Source organism: Pedobacter sp. UC225_65, assembly GCF_042698365.1.
Taxonomy (GTDB): Bacteria; Bacteroidota; Bacteroidia; order Sphingobacteriales; family Sphingobacteriaceae; genus Pedobacter.
Genome location: NZ_CP170550.1, coordinates 2,613,105 through 2,631,212 on the forward strand (window position 1 = coordinate 2,613,105; position 18,108 = coordinate 2,631,212).

General features: G+C 40.6%; 21 protein-coding genes and 1 tRNA gene. 9 read left to right on the plus strand and 13 right to left on the minus strand.

What is annotated here, in order from left to right; translation table 11 throughout:
- Positions 1–15: 15 nt before the first annotated feature.
- The 6 genes from ACFJIZ_RS13675 (at position 16) to ACFJIZ_RS13700 (ending at position 6,964) form a co-directional block, all read left to right on the plus strand.
- On the plus strand, positions 16–1,041 hold the full coding sequence (locus ACFJIZ_RS13675; protein WP_379084965.1) for an IPT/TIG domain-containing protein: 1,026 nt from the start codon (positions 16–18) through the stop codon (positions 1,039–1,041).
- Positions 1,042–1,082: 41 nt separating this feature from the next.
- A complete protein-coding gene (locus tag ACFJIZ_RS13680) occupies positions 1,083–2,216 on the plus strand; it encodes a glycoside hydrolase family 26 protein (protein WP_379084967.1) in 1,134 nt (377 codons plus the stop codon).
- Between the two features lie 13 nt (positions 2,217–2,229).
- Positions 2,230–4,056, plus strand: a complete 1,827-nt coding sequence (locus ACFJIZ_RS13685; protein ID WP_379084970.1) for a sodium:solute symporter family protein — start codon at positions 2,230–2,232, stop codon at positions 4,054–4,056.
- Positions 4,057–4,064: 8 nt separating this feature from the next.
- The gene (locus tag ACFJIZ_RS13690) at positions 4,065–5,288 is read left to right on the plus strand and encodes a glycosidase (RefSeq protein ID WP_379084973.1); all 1,224 of its coding nucleotides are present in this window, start codon (positions 4,065–4,067) and stop codon (positions 5,286–5,288) included.
- A gap of 1 nt (position 5,289) precedes the next feature.
- A complete protein-coding gene (locus ACFJIZ_RS13695; RefSeq protein WP_379084976.1) occupies positions 5,290–6,492 on the plus strand; it encodes an AGE family epimerase/isomerase in 1,203 nt (400 codons plus the stop codon).
- A 109-nt stretch (positions 6,493–6,601) separates the two neighbouring features.
- Positions 6,602–6,964 carry a hypothetical protein gene (locus ACFJIZ_RS13700; RefSeq protein WP_379084979.1) on the plus strand — a complete coding sequence of 121 codons (363 nt, stop codon included), beginning with the start codon at positions 6,602–6,604 and terminating at the stop codon, positions 6,962–6,964.
- 1 nt (position 6,965) lies between these two features.
- Here the strand turns inward: ACFJIZ_RS13700 and ACFJIZ_RS13705 are convergent, their stop codons facing one another.
- Positions 6,966–7,613 (minus strand): YceI family protein, encoded by a 648-nt coding sequence (locus ACFJIZ_RS13705; RefSeq protein ID WP_379084982.1) that lies wholly within the window; start codon positions 7,611–7,613, stop codon positions 6,966–6,968.
- A gap of 202 nt (positions 7,614–7,815) precedes the next feature.
- Here ACFJIZ_RS13705 and ACFJIZ_RS13710 point away from each other — a divergent pair, with 202 nt between their 5' ends.
- Both ACFJIZ_RS13710 and ACFJIZ_RS13715 read left to right on the plus strand, forming a co-directional pair.
- Complete coding sequence (locus tag ACFJIZ_RS13710; protein WP_379084985.1) at positions 7,816–8,655, plus strand: carboxypeptidase regulatory-like domain-containing protein; 840 nt, start codon at positions 7,816–7,818, stop codon at positions 8,653–8,655.
- Positions 8,633–10,477 (plus strand): outer membrane beta-barrel protein, encoded by a 1,845-nt coding sequence (locus ACFJIZ_RS13715; protein WP_379084988.1) that lies wholly within the window; start codon positions 8,633–8,635, stop codon positions 10,475–10,477. Before ACFJIZ_RS13710 ends, ACFJIZ_RS13715 begins: the two co-directional genes overlap by 23 nt.
- Positions 10,478–10,635: 158 nt before the next feature.
- Here ACFJIZ_RS13715 and ACFJIZ_RS13720 read toward each other — a convergent pair whose 3' ends face one another.
- Positions 10,636–11,076 carry a DUF1801 domain-containing protein gene (locus ACFJIZ_RS13720; protein WP_379084991.1) on the minus strand — a complete coding sequence of 147 codons (441 nt, stop codon included), beginning with the start codon at positions 11,074–11,076 and terminating at the stop codon, positions 10,636–10,638.
- Between the two features lie 38 nt (positions 11,077–11,114).
- Positions 11,115–11,996 (minus strand): winged helix-turn-helix domain-containing protein, encoded by an 882-nt coding sequence (locus tag ACFJIZ_RS13725; protein ID WP_379084993.1) that lies wholly within the window; start codon positions 11,994–11,996, stop codon positions 11,115–11,117.
- Between the two features lie 134 nt (positions 11,997–12,130).
- Here ACFJIZ_RS13725 and ACFJIZ_RS13730 point away from each other — a divergent pair, with 134 nt between their 5' ends.
- Positions 12,131–13,345, plus strand: coding sequence for a nitrate/nitrite transporter (locus tag ACFJIZ_RS13730; protein ID WP_379084996.1), 1,215 nt, complete (start codon positions 12,131–12,133; stop codon positions 13,343–13,345).
- Between the two features lie 11 nt (positions 13,346–13,356).
- Here ACFJIZ_RS13730 and ACFJIZ_RS13735 read toward each other — a convergent pair whose 3' ends face one another.
- The 10 genes from ACFJIZ_RS13735 to ACFJIZ_RS13780 all read right to left on the minus strand — a co-directional run bounded on the left by ACFJIZ_RS13735 (position 13,357) and on the right by ACFJIZ_RS13780 (position 18,032).
- The gene (locus ACFJIZ_RS13735; RefSeq protein WP_379085000.1) at positions 13,357–13,923 is read right to left on the minus strand and encodes a DUF4256 domain-containing protein; all 567 of its coding nucleotides are present in this window, start codon (positions 13,921–13,923) and stop codon (positions 13,357–13,359) included.
- Between the two features lie 4 nt (positions 13,924–13,927).
- Positions 13,928–14,506, minus strand: a complete 579-nt coding sequence (locus tag ACFJIZ_RS13740) for a YdeI family protein (protein WP_379085003.1) — start codon at positions 14,504–14,506, stop codon at positions 13,928–13,930.
- A 5-nt stretch (positions 14,507–14,511) separates the two neighbouring features.
- Complete coding sequence (locus ACFJIZ_RS13745; protein ID WP_379085006.1) at positions 14,512–14,901, minus strand: DoxX family protein; 390 nt, start codon at positions 14,899–14,901, stop codon at positions 14,512–14,514.
- Between the two features lie 19 nt (positions 14,902–14,920).
- Positions 14,921–15,373, minus strand: a complete 453-nt coding sequence (locus ACFJIZ_RS13750) for an SRPBCC domain-containing protein (RefSeq protein ID WP_379085009.1) — start codon at positions 15,371–15,373, stop codon at positions 14,921–14,923.
- Between the two features lie 6 nt (positions 15,374–15,379).
- Positions 15,380–15,703 (minus strand): ArsR/SmtB family transcription factor, encoded by a 324-nt coding sequence (locus ACFJIZ_RS13755; RefSeq protein ID WP_379085012.1) that lies wholly within the window; start codon positions 15,701–15,703, stop codon positions 15,380–15,382.
- 122 nt (positions 15,704–15,825) lie between these two features.
- Positions 15,826–16,299, minus strand: coding sequence for a nuclear transport factor 2 family protein (locus ACFJIZ_RS13760; protein WP_379085015.1), 474 nt, complete (start codon positions 16,297–16,299; stop codon positions 15,826–15,828).
- A gap of 162 nt (positions 16,300–16,461) precedes the next feature.
- The gene (locus ACFJIZ_RS13765) at positions 16,462–16,881 is read right to left on the minus strand and encodes an arsenate reductase ArsC (protein WP_379085018.1); all 420 of its coding nucleotides are present in this window, start codon (positions 16,879–16,881) and stop codon (positions 16,462–16,464) included.
- A 54-nt stretch (positions 16,882–16,935) separates the two neighbouring features.
- Positions 16,936–17,403, minus strand: coding sequence for a DUF6428 family protein (locus ACFJIZ_RS13770; protein ID WP_379085021.1), 468 nt, complete (start codon positions 17,401–17,403; stop codon positions 16,936–16,938).
- A gap of 56 nt (positions 17,404–17,459) precedes the next feature.
- Positions 17,460–17,789: an ArsR/SmtB family transcription factor gene (locus ACFJIZ_RS13775; protein ID WP_379085024.1), complete on the minus strand. Its 330-nt coding sequence runs from the start codon at positions 17,787–17,789 to the stop codon at positions 17,460–17,462.
- A gap of 169 nt (positions 17,790–17,958) precedes the next feature.
- Positions 17,959–18,032 (minus strand) — tRNA-Asn (locus ACFJIZ_RS13780).
- Positions 18,033–18,108: the final 76 nt, after the last annotated feature.

Here is an 18,108-nt window from a genome sequence, read left to right on the forward strand (position 1 = left end):
TTAACTCATATAAGTATGAAAAAAAATACGCCATCAATACGCATTTATGCAATGGTTGCACTAATGTTGGTATTTTTCGCCGCCTGTAAAAAAGACAACAATGAAAATACAGGAACGCCTACCCTAACCGAGGTTACCAACCTTACAGCCAGAACGGCACCACTAAGTTCTGTTGGCTATGGCGAATGGATCATCATCAAAGGGGCAAACCTGGCCACTACTTCAAAGGTCGACTTCAATGGCACTTTGGCTGCGGATTCATTGATCTACGCCAACGACAATAGCATTACGGTAAAGATTCCTTCTAGCTTAAAAGACCCTGTAAACAACCCGATTACGGTTACTACAAAATACGGCACTGCAACGCTGAACTTTAAAATATTACAGCCAGCTCCATTAATTACCGATTTTGACCCCGCAGCTGGTGGACCTGATGACCAAGTAACCATTAAAGGCAATTACTTTAAAGGCTTAACGGGTGTAATGATCAATGGCGTAGCAGCCAATATCGTGTCGAGCACCCAAACTGAAATCAAATTAAAAGTACCTGCTGGGGTAACTTATGGCTTGGTTGCCGTATCTACACCAATCGGAACAGTTACCGCTACCAAAACCTTTGGACTAAAACATGTGATCTTTGATGATGCCCTACGTGGTGGATGGTCTAACACTTCTTATAGCAGTACTTGGGACATGTTGCAATCTGTGATTGTTAGACGTGGATCAATTGCCATTGGCCATAAATATTCTGTCGGATTTGGCGCCGCAAGGTTCAGGTGTATCCCTACATTTAGCACTACTGGCTATACGGTACTTAAGATTTCAATCTATGGTGGCCCGGGTACGGCAGGTAAAAAAGTGAGGATTTCTTTAACTCCGGCAAAATCTACCTATGATTTGGTATTAACTGAAGGTGTTTGGACAGACTACCAGATTCCATTGACCAACCTAGGTGGCCCTACAGTGATCGACTACATCACTTTCCAAGAGTTTAGTGGAATAGCCTCTCAGATCTACATTGATGATATTGGTTTCTATTAATCAATTCAAAAATCCCTTCAAAAACTAGCCGTATCCCCTACATGAAATTAAACAGGATAATTTTAACCAGCATCTGTAGCAGCTTCCTTCTATTGGGGAGCTGCGCTTTAAATGCGCAGTCTTTAAGTGATCCAAAGGCCACCAAAGAAACAGTGGCTCTTTACAAAAACCTACACCAATTGAGCAAGAAACACATCTTGTTTGGCCATCAAGACGATTTGGCCTATGGTGTAAACTGGAAATACGTTACTGGCAAAAGCGACATTAAAGACGTGGTCAATGACTATCCTGCAGTTTATGGCTGGGACATGGGCAGAATAGAATTGGGTGCTGCAAAAAACATCGATGGTGTTCCTTTTGAGCAGATGCGCAAATACATCCAAGAAGGTTATCAAAAAGGGGCTGTAATTACCCTAAGTTGGCATTTCGACAATCCGTTAACTGGAGGTTCATCGTGGGATACCACCAAAAATTCGGTGGCCGCTATTTTACCGGGTGGTGCCAAACACCAATTGTACATTTCGTGGTTGGATAAAGCAGCACAATTTATGCAAAGTCTAAAAGGCAGCAAGAACGAAGCTATTCCTATTTTGTTCCGCCCTTTTCATGAATTAACGGGCAATTGGTTTTGGTGGGGAAGAAATACAGCTACACCAACCGAACTGAAACGGGCTTGGCGTTTTACCATCGACTACCTGAGGAACAAAAAGCATCTGCACAACCTAATCGTTGTTTACAACACCAACGATTTCACTACCGAACAACAGTTTTTAGAACGCTATCCTGGCGATGACCTGGTAGACGTGGTAAGTTTTGATCTTTATCAGTTTGAACAGAAGGACAAACAAAAGTTTATCAATGCTGTACGCCATCAATCGACCATTCTGACCAAAGTAGCCAAACAAAAAAACAAACTAGCTGCCTTTGCAGAAACAGGTTTTGAGGCCATACCCGACCCCACATGGTGGACGGAGACCTTATGGCCTGCCATTAAGGGTTATCCATTGGCCTACGTATTGGTATGGCGCAATGCAGGTTATTCGGTCACGATGAAGAAGATGCATTATTATGCACCTTACAAAGGCCAAGTGTCTGAAAAAGATTTCAAGAAATTTTACCAGAACAGCTACATCTTATTCGAAAAAGCCCTAGGCGCCAAAAAAATATACCAATAACCTTAACGCTTACATGAAACTACAACTTATAGACATTTTAATTCTGGTTACCTATCTCGCCACCATGGTGCTCATTGGTTTTTACATGAGGAACAAGGCCAAGCAGGATAAGGAAAGCTACCTGATGGGCGGCAAAAAACTACCTTGGTATATGCTGGGCCTTAGCGATGCCAGCGATATGTTCGACATCAGTGGTACGATGTGGATGGTTGCCCTTTGTTTTGTATACGGCTTTAAAAGCATTTGGATTCCTTGGTTATGGCCTGTTTTTAATCAGGTTTTTATGATGATGTTCTTATCCAAATGGCTAAGAAGATCGAATGCGACCACAGGTGCCGAATGGTTAAAAACCAGGTTTGGCCTCAGTGGAAAAGGCGTTACAGGCTCGCACGTAATCGTGATCGCTTTTGCACTGATCAGTTGTCTGGGTTTTTTGGCCTACGGTTTTGTGGGCTTGGGCAAATTTGTACAGGTCTTTATCCCTTGGGACCACATCAAAGACTATATCCCTTTCCATGTATCAGACAAATATGTACCTCATTTTTATGGTATCGTATTTACGCTATTTGCCATGTTCTACTCCATTATTGGTGGTATGCACAGTATTGTGCTGGGCGATGCAATCAAATATTCGATCATGACATTGGCCTGTGTGGCTATCGGCGTAATTGCCGTACAGCATTTACATGGCCAGACTTTAAACGTACCAAAGGGCTGGAACAATCCTTTCTTTAGCTGGAAACTCGATCTCGATTGGAGCAAAATCGCTGCAGATGCCAACAAAAAGATTGCCGATGATGGTTTTAGCCTTTTCGGAATTTTCTTTATGATGATGTTGATGAAAGGGATTTTCGCCTCCTTGGCTGGTCCAGCTCCAAACTACGATATGCAAAAAATCTTAAGTACGCGCAGTCCAAAAGAGGCGAGTAAAATGACAGGTTTCGTAAGCATCATCCTGTTGCCCATCCGTTACTCGATGATCACAGGATTGACCGTTCTGGCACTTTTGTATTACAACCAGCTTTATTTAAAAGGACCGGATGGCGTAACCGATTTTGAACGTATCCTTCCGGCAACCATCAACAATTTTCTGCCAGTTGGCGTTTTGGGACTGGTATTAACGGGCTTGCTTGGTGCCTTTATGGGCACTTTTAGTGGCACCTTAAATGCAGCACAAGCTTATATTGTCAACGACATTTACCTTAAATACATCAATCCTAACGCAGCAACCAAAAAAATCATGTCCATGAACTATATCGTGGGTGTTGTGGTGGTAGTTGTAGGTATCTTTTTCGGCTTTTTGGCCAATGATGTAAACGATGTACTCCAATGGATCGTTGGTGGTTTATATGGTGGGTATGTGGCTGCCAACTGTTTAAAATGGTATTGGTGGCGCTTTAATGCCAATGGCTTTTTTTGGGGAATGGCCGTTGGTGTGGGCGCAGCCCTATTAATGCCTTACGTAACTACTGGTCTGCCGCTCTATTGGTGGCCATTGCTTTTTGTCCTTTCCTTTATCGGTTGTTTGATTGGCACTTATGCCGCCCCAGCAACAGATATTACTGTGTTAAAATCATTTTATAAAACCGTAAGGCCATGGGGCTTTTGGCAACCCATACATGACTTGGTTGTTGCAGAAGACCCAACTTTCAAAGCCAACAAAAACTTTAAACTGGACATGTTCAATGTAGTGCTAGGCGTTATTGCGCAGCTCTGCCTAACCATTGCGCCAATGTACCTGATTACGGGCATGTACTCTCCTTTATGGATAGCACTAGCCATTTTAGCCCTCATCATCTTTACTTTAAAAAGAACCTGGTGGAATAGATTAGAAGATTAACAAAACACATGAAAACGAATTTCGAACAACGCATTACAAAATTGGCCAAAAACCAGGAGGAGTTGATCCAAACTCCAAATCAAAAGATTGAAGAAGGAAATGGCCTTTTCAATAGATATAAAAATCCCGTATTAACAGCTGCTCATGTTCCGTTCAACTGGAAATACGACCTTAATCCCTTAACCAATCCTTATCTGATAGAAAGGTTTGGCATCAACGCGGTACTGAATGCAGGGGCGATCAAATGGCAAGACAAGTATGTTCTTGTTGCCCGTGTAGAAGGTAACGATAGGAAGTCTTTCTTCGCCGTGGCAGAAAGCCCAAACGGAATAGATAATTTCCGTTTTTGGGAGTACCCGGTAGTGATGCCGGAAACAGCAGACCCCGATACCAACATCTACGACATTAGATTGGTAGCACATGAAGATGGTTGGATCTATGGCCTTTTTTGTACCGAACGCAGAGATCCAAAGGCAAGTGCAGGTGATCAATCTGCAGCTATTGCCCAATGCGGTATTGCCCGCACCAAAAACCTGGTAGACTGGGATAGATTGGCCGACCTAAAAACTTCTTCGCCACAGCAGCGAAATGTAGTATTACATCCTGAGTTTGTAGATGGAAAATATGCTTTTTACACCCGTCCGCAAGATGGTTTTGTTGATGCCGGCAATGGTGGCGGTATTGGTTTTGGTCTTTCTGCATCGATAGAAAATGCCGTGGTAAATACCGAAATCGTGATTGATAAAAAGGTTTACCATACAGTTTACGAAGCCAAAAATGGACAAGGTCCTGCACCAATCAAAACCGCACAAGGATGGCTACACTTGGCCCATGGGGTAAGGAACACCGCAGCCGGATTAAGGTACGTATTGTACATGTTCATGACCGACCTTAACGATTTGACCAAGGTGACCAATAAACCTGCCGGTTATTTCTTGGCCCCAGATGGGGAAGAAAGAATTGGAGATGTATCTAATGTGGCCTTCTGCAATGGCTGGATCGTTGATGAAGATGGAACTGTTTACATCTATTACGCCTCTTCAGACACCCGTATGCATGTAGCTACCAGTACTGTTGCACAATTAACCGATTATGTGATGAACAACCCAGCAGACGGTCTACGTTCTGCCACTTCGGTAAATACGATTATAGACATTATAGATAGAAATAAAAAAATTGCAGAAGAAACGCCTGTTGCCGTAAATTTAAACGGACAATCTGCCAGTTTGTAATATGGACCAAACAACGATAGCTACCTACAAAGCCGAAGTAACAACAGAACTAGAAAATCTCCTCAATTGGTGGATGACTTTTACGGTTGACCATGAAAATGGTGGCTTTTATGGCAAAGTAGATCCTAACAATATTGTTGCTCCTAATGCACCAAAAGGACTGGTATTAAACGCAAGGATACTTTACACCTTTTCTTCGGCCTATCTGCTCACAGGCAACGACGACTACCTACGCATGGCGGATAGCGCTTTTAGCTATCTCCACACCTATTTTTTAGATCCAGAATATGGGGGTTTCTATTGGGCTGTAGATTTTAAGGGTGCAATGTTAGATGGCAAAAAGCAAGTCTACGGGCAGGCTTTTGCCATTTATGCATTTGCCGAATATTACAAGGCAACCCAAAACGAGAAAGCCCTAACATTGGCTAAAGATGGCTTTTGGCTATTAGAAAAATATAGTTTTGACCACATCCATCTAGGTTATCTGGAAGCTTTTAAAAAAGATTGGCAAGCGATTGACGACCTGCGTTTAAGCGACAAGGACCTGAACGAAAAAAAATCGATGAATACACACCTGCATGTTATCGAGGCTTATACCAACCTTTATGCTATATGGAAGAACGAAGTATTGGCCATCGCCATCAAAAGGTTATTGGCCAACTTTGCCACACACATTATCCATAAAGACACCCATCATCTCCAATTGTTTTTTTCGGAGAACTGGGAGGTCAAATCTTCATTGGTTTCGTTTGGGCACGACATTGAAGCGGCTTGGTTATTACAAGAAGCAGCAGAAATAATAGCCGATCCAGAAGAAATCACTAAATTCAAAAACTTAGCCCTACAGATCAGCAGGGCAAGCACTAGCGGTTTAGCACAAAATGGTGGATTATGGTACGAGTATGACCCTGCAACGGCCCATTGGACCAAAGAATGGCATTGGTGGCCGCAGGCAGAGGCCATGGTTGGCTTTTTTAATGCCTGGCAGCTCAGTGGAGAAGAACAGTTTTTGAACCATTCTTTAGAAAGCTGGGCCTTTATCAAACAGTACATCAGAGATTCTGAAAAAGGAGAATGGCATTGGGGAATCAATGAAAATTACTCACTGATGCAGGGCGAAGACAAGGCCGGTTTTTGGAAATGCCCCTATCATAACGGCCGTGCCTGCATAGCGCTGATCAAGAGAACAAATGTCAAAGCATAGGATTGTTACCAATCTAAATCCTTAAAAAAGAGAATTAGAATTGGGCTTGTAAAAAAAATTACGATATTTAGGGTCATCTTCCTTAATTGTTTATCGATCCTTATCGCTCATGAAAGTTAAGTTCATTAATAGCTATACTTTGGCCTCTTATTTTGTCATGGGTACATTTATTATTGGCGTAATCAACATTTTTATCCATGGATTAGCAGACTTGGCAGATGTAATCTTGGCTATTGTCATTCTTATATTAAGGTATTTTTCGTTTATCTTGGTTAAAAGAAGCTTTACCTGGAGCAAGTACCTATTGATTCTTTTGCTGGCCCGTAGTATTTATCGCCTTTGGTACATCATGGACCTTCCTACTACCAATTTTCTCGGCATCTTTATGATGGTCTTACAAATCATCTTTACGATACTCGCCTTATCATTGATCATGAGAGTCCCTGCCAATCTCTATAAAAAAAGGAAGTAGGTTATCTGCTCAGATCTTGAGATTTAAGCAAGGCCATCTGCTCATTGCTCAACGTTACCAATAAGGTTACTTTAACCTCGTCGCTGTTTTTAATGGCCCCTAATATCGCTTCAGGCATTTTCAGTTGGTAATCGCTCAGTTTGATTGATTGTGTGCCACGAAATGTCAAACTTTGGTCTTCATTTACCACATAGCTCAATTGTAACGCCACTCTATTCTGTTTGTTCCCAATCTGTAGCTCGCCAATAACGTTTGCCATCTTCATCACAGACAACACCATGGCATTGGTCTGTTTAAAGGTTACCTCTGTGATCTGATTGTGTTTAAACAGCTCCTCCATTGCTGTATCCATTAATGGGTTTTCACTCTTTAACTGAGTAACAGGTAAGGCAAAACTAAGTTCAGACAGTTCTTGAAGTTCTCCTTTTTCCAACTCAAACCGACCATCGCAAACAAAGCTAGTAGCATTAATAGACCAATTGCCCATGTTCGAAGAACCTTCGATCAAAATGTTGGAACGGTCGTAACTTTTATAGTACGTATCTTCATTTGTAGCACGTACAAAAGAGATACATACTACGATAACCATCAATAACAACAAACTAAAAAGTTTTGTTTTTTGAGGAGTATTTTTTCTTAAATTTTTCATAACTGTTTTAGGTTAAGGGGATTATAGTACCAAATTAGGAAGCGAAGCACTTAAAAATTATGACTTCAAACTGGCTAAAAAATGATTTCTATCACTTTTAGCTTGGTTTACGAATGAAGTAATGCCTGTGATTTTTGCCTGTCGAAGCAACATCTCAAAAAGTTAGACGTCTTGTAAAAAAACCAAACAAGCCCAAGCTAGCATGAGAATTCTACTTCTACTTTTATCATTATGTACCCTAACTATTTTTTCGAAAGCACAAGACCATAAAGGAACCATCCAAGGTGTCGTAATTGATTCGACCACTTCGAAACCCATTACCTATGCCACCGTAAGTGTGTACAAAGCAATGGATACCACCTTATTGAGCTATAAACTGAGTGATGAAAAAGGAGAATTCCGTATCCCTTTGCTGCCTGTTTCACTTCGATTAAGGGTAGTGATCACCTTTACGGGTTATACTGTATATCGAAAGGAATTCACCATCAACAGCGATAGGCTTCAGGTTGACCTAGGTAGGATAATGATGAACACTTCCGCACTAAGTTTAAACGAGATCGTTGTACATGCCGAACGTCCGCCCATCACAGTGAGGAAAGATACGGTAGAATTTAATGCGGCTTCTTTTAAAACGCTCCCCGATGCTTTGGTAGAAGACTTATTGCGCAAACTACCGGGTGTTAATGTAGACAAGGATGGAAATATCTTAGTCAATGGCCGAAGGGTATCTACCATTTATGTAGATGGAAAAGAATTTTTTGGTGGGGATGTACGTATCGCTTCCAAGAACCTTCCTGCCAACATCATTGATAAAGTACAGGCCATGAACGATCCAGAAGCTTTGCGTGCAAATCCTTTAATGCCCGAAGCAGACATCCCTCAGGTGATCAACCTTAAATTAAAACCTGGCATCAAAAAAGGGATGTTTGGCAAGATCTACGCGGGCGGGGGGATCAAAGACAAAGGAGAAGCCGGTGCCATGTTAAATCTTTTTAGAGACACCACGCAGAATCAGCTTATTGGGCTATGGCAACAATCTTAACAAAGCCGCTTTTGCCTTTACCGATATCCGTTCGGTAGGTGGTTTTAACCGAAGTGGCTGGGGCAATGCCAATGGCAATGGTACTGGTGGCCTTTCTATAGATAAAGTATCTTTTGGGGGTTTTGGCTCCGGACTAATGACCTCTTCTGGGGGCGGTGGAAACTTCAATACCGTAATCAAGAAAAAGGTACAGTTTAACCTTTATTATTTTTATGGCGCCGTAGCTTCTGATTATGATGAACTGAGAAACTCCCAGCAATTATATAAAGACACCCTGCTCAACACCAGACAAAACATGCAACAGCAATCGGATACTTATGCACACATGGTGGGCAACAAAGTCCAGTTTGCCCTATCGCCAAAACTTCGTTTGGATTTTAAGACCACCTTCATTTTTACCAAAGAAAATACCAGCCAGCTTTTCAACGTCAACTCTAACAATAACAATGGCCCACTGAACACCAGTAACAACGACCAACAGAACCGCAACAATGGCTTTACCTACATGTCGTGGTTAAAGCTGATGCCCACCTTTACCAAGAAAGGAAGAACATTAGACATGTTCAATGCTACTACCATAGACGATAGTAAGACCAATCTCTTTAATAAGGTAAACAATGTTTTTTTTCAACCACCTGCACAAACTACGCTTGATCAGTTGAGGAGAAACGACACCAAAAATATCAGTAGCATTTCTTACGTACGTTACAGCGACATGTTGAACGAAAGGTTGAATTTTAGCACAGGTCTTACCATCAATTATTTCGACAACCAGAATGACATCGGCACTTTTTATCCAGATATGAACGAACAATACCTCATTGGTGTACCTGCACTTTCTGAAGATTTTTCGAGAACTGGTGCCAGAAGTGATGCAACTGCAGCCATCCGTTGGAAGAGCAAAAAATTTACCATCGGACCAGGTATTGGTATCGGATCTTATATAGCCAAAAATACTTTTAGTACGTCAGACCCAGTAAAGCAGAACTTCTTTTTTGTGCTCCCTTCGTTTGATATTGGTTATGGCATATTTAACCTGAGTTATCAGACCAGTTTTAGGGAGCCTGCAATGGCCAACCTACAACCTGTTGCAAATAATACCAATCCCTTGTTCATCAGAAAGGGGAACCCAGACCTTAAGCCAGCTTATAGCAATACGTTAAACCTGAGCATGAGGAAATACGACACCAAACGTTTCATGACCTATAACATTGGCTTTAATGCTTCTAAAGTTAAAGATGCTACGATCATTTCACGTACTGTAAATGGTGCTGGTGTTCAGACCTCATTCCCTATCAATAGCAGTGGGATATGGAACATCGGCAATAGCCTCTCCTTTCAAAAAGATTGGAAACTGGCCAATAATCGCCAAATCTCTTTAGTTGCTTCCAACAACAGCTCACTTAACCAATCGTTGGTAATGCTCAACCAAATAAAGAGCGATTTTCAAACACTCAGTATCCGTCCATCTGCCGAAATCAGGATCAACTTAAATGACAAGTTTGAGCTGAACCAAGCGTATAGCCTTACCCATTACCGCAGCAACTACGAAAGCAAGGAATTTACCAGTCAGGCCCTTACCTATCACGATTCGAAAAGTGAGCTCATCTTCCGCATGGCGGATAAACTGGTTTGGGAGACTTCGTTGGATTACCGATACAACCCCAACAATATACCTGGCTTATTGAAAGATTATTACAAGTGGAATGCAGCAGTAACCTATATCTTTTTAAAAGGTCGCAGAGGGCAATTAAAACTTGCGGTAAACGATATCCTCGACCAAAACATCATCGCTTCAAGACCGTTCGCGAAAATACCATAGAAGATATGCAAGGCAGTACCATCAGAAGATATGGCATACTTACATTTACCTACAATATCCGAAATTTTGGAGAAAAGGTTGGCGGCAAAAACAAACTATTTTAAGCATAATCCAAACAACTATAATTTCAGAAAGCTTTACCATACCGGTAAGGCTTTCTACTTTTTATTGATCTTAGAAATGGTCTTTCCTATGGTTTTGGTTGGCTTGTCCATATCTTTGATCGCAAAAGCGATAGCTGCCTGGAGGAGTTGTTTCACTTCTTCGTTTCTATAATCGCTCGCTGTTTTGATAGGGATATGTCTAATCAGATTTCCCGTCCCTATAAGCAGGTTATGCGGGTCTGTTAGTAATGTTCCCTTGTTAAAACCTAAGTTCAGATGGTTGGTATAGATGGGAATCATGCAAAACGCATCGCCCAGTTTCTCAGAAATCGCAAAAACTGCAGTTAAGGCATGGGTATGATATACCAACTCATTACTGTTTGGATAGCACTCTAAAATAAATGCCCTTAGATCACAAAATAGGTCAATTACGTTTTGCTCTTTTAATACCAATAAAGCATGAAAATCTGGATGAATGGGCCTGTTCGTAATCATCTGGCACTAGTATTTTACTTTATATCCAAGTTTGCTAATCAAGCTTCAACCTTTTGGTCCACCTCTAGTTTGTAGCCTTTACCGTGTATATTGACCAATTGAATCGAAGGATCATTTTCCAACTTTTTTCTCAGTTTGGAAATGAACATATCCAAACTTCTACCTACAATCACACCTTCGTCTTCCCATATCTCTTTTTGAAGCCTCGCCCTTTCGATGATAAGGTTTGGAGCATGCGCAAAAATCAACAATAGCTTATTTTCTTTCGCTGTGAGTTCGGTTGTTCCTTTTGAAGTACTCAATAAACGTGTTTTGGGATCAAAATGGGTATTGCCCATTTTAAAGGTTTCATTTCCAACAGGACTTCTCTCCATTCTATTTTTTCTTCCTTTACCAGACCTTAAGAAAATCAACCCTACAAAGGCCAAAAATGGCAAGCTTCCAACCAAATATCCTTTTTGTACTGGTGTAATACCTGGCGTTTGAAATTTAATATCGATCAGGTAACAGGCTTTTGGCTGTATTCTTCCAGAACAGGCAATGATATTGTCTTTCTCATTACTAGAGATGGCATAGCCAAATATCACATCATTTCTGAAACAGTTCAACACATTAACCACATAATCTGGGTTATTGTTATTTTTTGCCATTGCACGGCTAATGATCTTCACCAATGAATCTGACTGAAAGGTAAGTTCATTCTCAAACTTGATCTGGTACTCGTTTCTAGCTATTTTTTCAATCGGCAAAACCCTCGAGGTACGATCACCAGACTGTAACAGAACCTCATGCCCAATTTTCCTTAACAATACTTCCTGTTTGGCTAGTTCAAAATCATCACGTTCAGTAAAACTGAAAGCCACACAGACCATAGATACAATCAATAGTCCTGTAAATGCCAATAGATATTTAGTCTTCATCTGCAAATGTGTTTAATCGTTGCCATCTCCTTTAGTATTGAATTTACAAAGTTTATACTTTAATCTGTAATATTCATCAATTTATCTGGATGATGGTTTCATCGTAATAAAGATATTGATTATTTCTTAGCTAAATGCAAAACGCCTATCTTGGTAAGCCCATGACTTCACTGACCAGCCCAACAGCCCAAACCAAACAAAGAATCTTACCCATTATTGTCATTGCACAGTTCTTTTGTACTTCTTTATGGTTTGCAGGTAATGCCGTGATGGCCGATCTTGTTCAACAATTTCATTTCGATCCTGCTTATCTGGCCCATTTAACCAGTGCTGTACAATCTGGTTTTATCATTGGCACTTTGGTCTTTGCTGTGTTCAGCATTTCCGACCGATTTTCTCCTTCGTTGATTTTCTTTGTCTGCGCTATTATTGCCGCATTGGCCAATCTCTGTGTCAGTTTAGATGCTATTGGTGTAAACCAGTTGATTGGGATCAGATTTATTACAGGTTTTTTTCTGGCTGGCATTTACCCAGTTGGGATGAAGATCGCTGCTGACCATTACCAAAAAGGATTAGGCAGGTCATTGGGGTTTTTGGTAGGCGCTTTGGTTTTGGGAACTGCATTTCCACACTTCCTTAAAAGCATCAATGGCATACCTTGGCATTACATCATCTTTTCAACCTCAATACTTTCGGTCATTGGAGGGCTTTCCATATTTGTTTTTGTTCCAGATGGGCCATACAGAACCATTAGTCAAAAATTAAGCTTGAAAGCCTTTGTTAAAGGGTTTGGCAACAAAAATTTTAGAGCTGTTGCCTTTGGTTATTTTGGGCACATGTGGGAGTTGTATGCCTTTTGGGTATTTGTGCCGGTAATATTATTAAGTTATAACCATCACCACCCTAATGCGCAATTTAACATCCCTCTTTTATCTTTTTTGATCATTGCCAGTGGGGGTTTGGCCTGTATGTTGAGTGGAATACTAGCCAATCGTTTTGGTACAAAGAAAATCGCTACTATAGCCCTGGGTATCTCTTGTGGCTGTTGTCTGGTTTCTCCCCTCATCTTATCCAATGGTTCACCCATGGTGCTCACCATCTTCCTGTTGATCTGGAGCATGGCAGTAATTGCGGATTCTCCTTTGTTTTCGACCTTGATCGCCCAAAATGCAGATGCAGCCTATAAAGGTTCTTCGCTCACCATTGTCAATTGTATTGGGTTCTCCATTACCATCATCAGCATCCAATTGATCAGTGCCTTTAGAACAGAAACAAATGCAAACTACATTTATATGATACTTGCTTTAGGTCCAATCTTAGGCTTGATAGCTTTATTCAGAAAAGACTAATATTCTATTCTTTATACCCTTAGCGAACCTCTAAAGCCCCTTGCAGCATAGTAAGAATCTGCACCATTGTGGTAGATGAAAACGGTACCATAACGGAAATCGCCAAAAAGGCTTCCACCCTTATCCCTGATATCGGTAGGTGTAATGATCCAACTTGAGGTTTTGCTATCAAAATTCCCCAATTGTTGTAATTCGCGATATTCTTTTTCAGTTAAAAGCGCTATGCCCATTTCAGCTGCCATATCCATAGCACTGTTTGCTGGTTTATGTTCTTTCCTTGCGTCCAAAGCCTTACGGTCGTAACAGATACTTCTTCTACCTTTAGGGCTTTCGGCCGAACAATCGTAAAAAATGTATTCGTCGGTTTTTTGGTCATAACCTACAACATCAGGCTCGCCTGCCGTACTTTCCATTTGGTAAAGCGACCATAGTTTTGCTGCATCAGCTTCCAATCTTACCTGTACTTTGCCCCAATCCAAACCTTGATGGCGCTTTATATTTTGTTCAAAACGAGTTTTTAAAGTATGGAGCAGTTCTTCGCGTTGCGAAACCGACAACTCCTTTGTGTTGTTCTTCATATCATTAGTCATTAAGTCCTTTTCCATTGAGAATTTGAGATATCCATTTTTCTACCCTCGATGCCCTAGTCTTTGCTTGTTTAGGTGCAGAAAAATGTAGCATATATGCCCGTTGTCTGCCTGGTGTCAATGCTTCAAAAGCAGTTTTCAAAGCAGGTAGTTTATCTAACCTATCTTGAAATTCATCAGCCATGGCAAAATCGGTTGTCTTTTTTAAATCGACTTTCAGTCCTGCTTTTTCTATTTCAATGGCCTCAAAGATATAGGCTTTCAAGATTGGTTCAAGTGTAATGACCGTCTCAACATTGGTAAACCGCACTTGTCGTGCAGCTTGCACATTCTCTGTTTGTTGGATCAGTATCTTGTTTGTATCGCGCAGCAAAGCCCCTTTAAAAAACAAAAATGCACAGTATTCTTTAAACACATGGATCAGAACGATGTTACTTTTTTGAAAAGTATAACAAGGAGTACCCCACTTCAATTCTTCCGTCAACCCGCATTGAAGAACGATCTTTCTCAATTGCCCGAGTTCTTTCTGCCAGGTTTTGGCTTGATCAAAATAAAAATCGACTTTGGGATTCATGTTGTTCATTGATTAAAATTAGCAGAAATAGGCTTTCTATCCAAGGGCCTAAAATACCACGACACCATGGTAAGGATCAGTAACAAAACTGGTCCGAAAAATTCCTTAGCTCCGTCTCCGACTGCTAAATGTGAAAACACTGCACCAGACATCGCAAAAAAGAAACCAGCATATGCCCATTCCTTTAGCAAAGGAAATTTTGGTATCAGTACAGCTGCAGTGCCTAATATTTTCCAAACACCCAATATCGTCAGAAAATAGGCTGGATAACCTATATGCGTCATCATGCTCACTTCTTGTTTCATTTTCAATAGCTGTACTACTCCGGTTGATACCATTCCTAAGGCTAGCCAAATCGTGGCAATCCAATAGATGATTTTATTTCTCTTTGTCATCAAACTTATTTTAATTGGTTTACAATTTCCTGCAATCGGTTATGCGCCATATTGATCCTTGGGCAAAAGGCAGCTTCAACATCTGATCTCTGAGCGCTATCGATTTATAAATGATATGCATTTGGAGTTTGCTGGTCTCATCGGTCAAGGCTTCAAATGTCAAGAACTCAAGCTGTACGGCAAAAGGTGTATTTTCCATTTCAAATGTCCGTGTGATCTGTTGGTTGGGTACAAATTCGTGGATGACCCCATTGGCTACAAACACCACATTCCCCTTTGCGTCACTGGTTTCAAATTGATAGGCTCCATGTTTTTTACTTTCCAATTTTAACACTTTTGTCCCCATCCATTGTGCAACAATTTCAGGTTCTACATAGGCCTTAAAAAGTAATTCAACTGGCAAATCGAATTCTCTCGTGATCATCAGGTCTTGCTTGCCCTCTTCGGCATTGATCTTTGTTTTCAGTTCCATATTGGTCTATTTTTTCGGATTATAGTTTTTCATGATATTTTCTAATTTATTGAATCGCTCATCCCACATCTGGCGAAATGGTTCAATAAAATCGGCTATTGCTTTCATGTTTTTTGCGTTGGTGTAATAATAGATCTCCCTGCCATTTTGCGTTTGCTCCAACAACTCGCACTCCGTAAGTATCTGTAGGTGTTTGGAAACGGTGGGTCTGGCGGTATCAAAATTCGAGGCTATTGCACCTGCAGTCATCGATTGCGAAGCAACCAACAACAATATGGCCCTTCTAGTAGGATCGGCTATGGCCTGAAATACATCTCTTCTTAAATTCATTATGTAGCTATTTGACTACAAATATATATGTAGTCATTCAACTACGCAAATTTTTACAGCTTTTTTTCTCGGGTTTAAGCAATCAGTAAATATTCGGATGTTTGGCTCTGGCTATTTTGCCTTTAGGATTTCTTTTTGATCGGGCGATGCTCGTAGCTTACAATGCGTTTAAGTTGCCAATCATTGCCATTACGTTCCCAGATATGGATAAACTTCCCAGTGCCTTCTGGAACGCCATTTACAAAAAAAGTATGTTCGCCCAATTGTACCGCTCCATAATCTCCCAATTTATCGATGGTACACGAATTTAGTTGTCTGGTCAATTTCTCGGGTCTGGCACATTTTTCCATTAAAGCCTTGATCTCGTTCGCTTTCGATTTGTTCAGTCCAGAACGGTCATCATAAAATTCTATATCGTCTGCAATGATTTTTTTGAAAAGTGCTACATCACATTGATTAAATGCCACGGTAAAAAGTAGACTATCCATCTTAATAATTTCGGCTTTGAGGTCGTTCATTTTTGAAGGACTACTTTTGATCTGTGCCATGGCATTGACACTAAAGAATAATAGAGATACAACAAGTAGCTTTTTCATGGGGATGTTTTAGGATTTTGTTTGCTGTTGGATGCACAAAACTGCTTATTCAAGGCCGTAAATGTACATATAAACGGAGGACTATGTTTCTGAAGTAGATTAAATTAAAGCTTATGAAGTATTAAGTTTATCTAAATGGTTATATATTTTGTGACAGAGATGTTAGTATTTTAAGTTCTCTTTAACAAAATTCTGTACATACTCTTTGATCATTTCCCTTACCTCACGGAACCGCTCCATCACCTCTTCATCAACGCCTGATGCCTTTGCAGGATCAGGAAAGTTATAATGCAGCTTTACCGCATTGCTTGGAAAATACGGGCAGCTTTCTTTAGCGTTATCGCAAACCGTGATGACATAATCGAAATCAATGTGCGTATATTCGGCTATATTATTGGAGCTGTGCCCTGAAATATCTATCCCATCTCCTTTCATGGTTTCGATGGCTTTTGGATTTACTCCATGCTTTTCTATTCCCGCACTGTAGATTTCTGCCCTATCTCCAGCGAAATACCTCAAATAACCTTCTGCAATCTGGCTCCTGCAACTGTTTCCAGTACATAGCACCAATACTTTTTTCATAAATCTTTTTATAGTCGAATAAGAGTTCTGCTCCTGATTTTCATAACAAGCCAATTAACAGCAACCACCACCGGGCGTACAGCTGTTCGCTGCAGCTGCCAGATTAACCATTGTATTTTTTGGTGTTTCTTCAATTCCACAGGCTTCTTTTGCAAGACACGCCGTCTGTTTCGAAAGCAACAAAAAGTTGGTACCATCAAAACCAAGGTCGTACTTTCCGATGGTACCCAATTGGTATTCGACTTCTATTTCAAGGTCTTCCATACCCAATACCTTTTCAGAAAGGGAAATGATATTCAATAGTTTTCCAGCTTTCAGGCGGTGCTCGTAGTCATCTGCATCCCATAACTGGAAGTTTGCCACCTTCTCATGACGTACCTTACCACCACAGTCTATAAAGTCCTTGGTAATGATTCCAACTTCTGTAACATGGAAATGTTCTGGCACCATCGCCCCATGTTCTACTTGAAAATTTACTGCCTCGGCAGTAGCCAGGATTTCTTTGATTTCTGATAGTTTCATAAAATTTGTATTCTAATATAATATTGCAATTTAACGATTGATTATTTTAAAAAAAGCTAACAACAGCTTCCTGGGTTTTTATAAGAGCCTAGGAAATCACCAAGTTGTGACTGGAGGAGTTCCCAGGTCTTTGGCTCAATACAGTAACAGACTTTTACCCCATCTATAGTTCCCTGAATAATTCCTGCATTTTTCAATTCTTTAAGATGCTGCGAAATTGTTGCCTGAGCAAGTCCGAGTTCTTCAACTAGATCCCCACAGATACAAGCATTGGCAGATATAATCTGCTGTAGAATTGCAATTCTCGCGGGATGCGCAATTGCCTTCAACAGTGTTGAAAGTTGATTCTGTTGGTCAGTAAATATTTCTGTCTTTGTAAGTCCCATAATTATATATCGCAATATTACGATATTTATTGATGACTACAAAATATGAATTGCAAAATTACGATTGACATGAAGTATTCATTATCAAACCAGGATTGAGGTTTTTAGAAATCTTTGAAAATTAGTATAAAACAGAAAAGCCTTACATTGCTGTAAGGCTTTTAAGCTGCTCCCTCTGCTGGGCTCGAACCAGCGACCCTCTGATTAACAGTCAGATGCTCTAACCAGCTGAGCTAAGAAGGAGTACTGGTTATTCCTAAAACGGCTTTAGATAATATGTTAAGAACATAAACCCTTGTTCGTTTTGGGAATGCAATAT

Coding starts and splice junctions, on each gene's coding strand:
- ACFJIZ_RS13675 (WP_379084965.1), top strand. CDS start 16: ATGAAAAAAAATACGCCATCAATACGCATTTATGCAATGGTTGCACTA.
- ACFJIZ_RS13680 (WP_379084967.1), top strand. CDS start 1,083: ATGAAATTAAACAGGATAATTTTAACCAGCATCTGTAGCAGCTTCCTT.
- ACFJIZ_RS13685 (WP_379084970.1), top strand. CDS start 2,230: ATGAAACTACAACTTATAGACATTTTAATTCTGGTTACCTATCTCGCC.
- ACFJIZ_RS13690 (WP_379084973.1), top strand. CDS start 4,065: ATGAAAACGAATTTCGAACAACGCATTACAAAATTGGCCAAAAACCAG.
- ACFJIZ_RS13695 (WP_379084976.1), top strand. CDS start 5,290: ATGGACCAAACAACGATAGCTACCTACAAAGCCGAAGTAACAACAGAA.
- ACFJIZ_RS13700 (WP_379084979.1), top strand. CDS start 6,602: ATGAAAGTTAAGTTCATTAATAGCTATACTTTGGCCTCTTATTTTGTC.
- ACFJIZ_RS13705 (WP_379084982.1), bottom strand. CDS start 7,613: ATGAAAAATTTAAGAAAAAATACTCCTCAAAAAACAAAACTTTTTAGT.
- ACFJIZ_RS13710 (WP_379084985.1), top strand. CDS start 7,816: ATGAGAATTCTACTTCTACTTTTATCATTATGTACCCTAACTATTTTT.
- ACFJIZ_RS13720 (WP_379084991.1), bottom strand. CDS start 11,076: ATGATTACGAACAGGCCCATTCATCCAGATTTTCATGCTTTATTGGTA.
- ACFJIZ_RS13725 (WP_379084993.1), bottom strand. CDS start 11,996: ATGAAGACTAAATATCTATTGGCATTTACAGGACTATTGATTGTATCT.
- ACFJIZ_RS13730 (WP_379084996.1), top strand. CDS start 12,131: ATGCAAAACGCCTATCTTGGTAAGCCCATGACTTCACTGACCAGCCCA.
- ACFJIZ_RS13735 (WP_379085000.1), bottom strand. CDS start 13,923: ATGAAGAACAACACAAAGGAGTTGTCGGTTTCGCAACGCGAAGAACTG.
- ACFJIZ_RS13740 (WP_379085003.1), bottom strand. CDS start 14,506: ATGAATCCCAAAGTCGATTTTTATTTTGATCAAGCCAAAACCTGGCAG.
- ACFJIZ_RS13745 (WP_379085006.1), bottom strand. CDS start 14,901: ATGACAAAGAGAAATAAAATCATCTATTGGATTGCCACGATTTGGCTA.
- ACFJIZ_RS13750 (WP_379085009.1), bottom strand. CDS start 15,373: ATGGAACTGAAAACAAAGATCAATGCCGAAGAGGGCAAGCAAGACCTG.
- ACFJIZ_RS13755 (WP_379085012.1), bottom strand. CDS start 15,703: ATGAATTTAAGAAGAGATGTATTTCAGGCCATAGCCGATCCTACTAGA.
- ACFJIZ_RS13760 (WP_379085015.1), bottom strand. CDS start 16,299: ATGAAAAAGCTACTTGTTGTATCTCTATTATTCTTTAGTGTCAATGCC.
- ACFJIZ_RS13765 (WP_379085018.1), bottom strand. CDS start 16,881: ATGAAAAAAGTATTGGTGCTATGTACTGGAAACAGTTGCAGGAGCCAG.
- ACFJIZ_RS13770 (WP_379085021.1), bottom strand. CDS start 17,403: ATGAAACTATCAGAAATCAAAGAAATCCTGGCTACTGCCGAGGCAGTA.
- ACFJIZ_RS13775 (WP_379085024.1), bottom strand. CDS start 17,789: ATGGGACTTACAAAGACAGAAATATTTACTGACCAACAGAATCAACTT.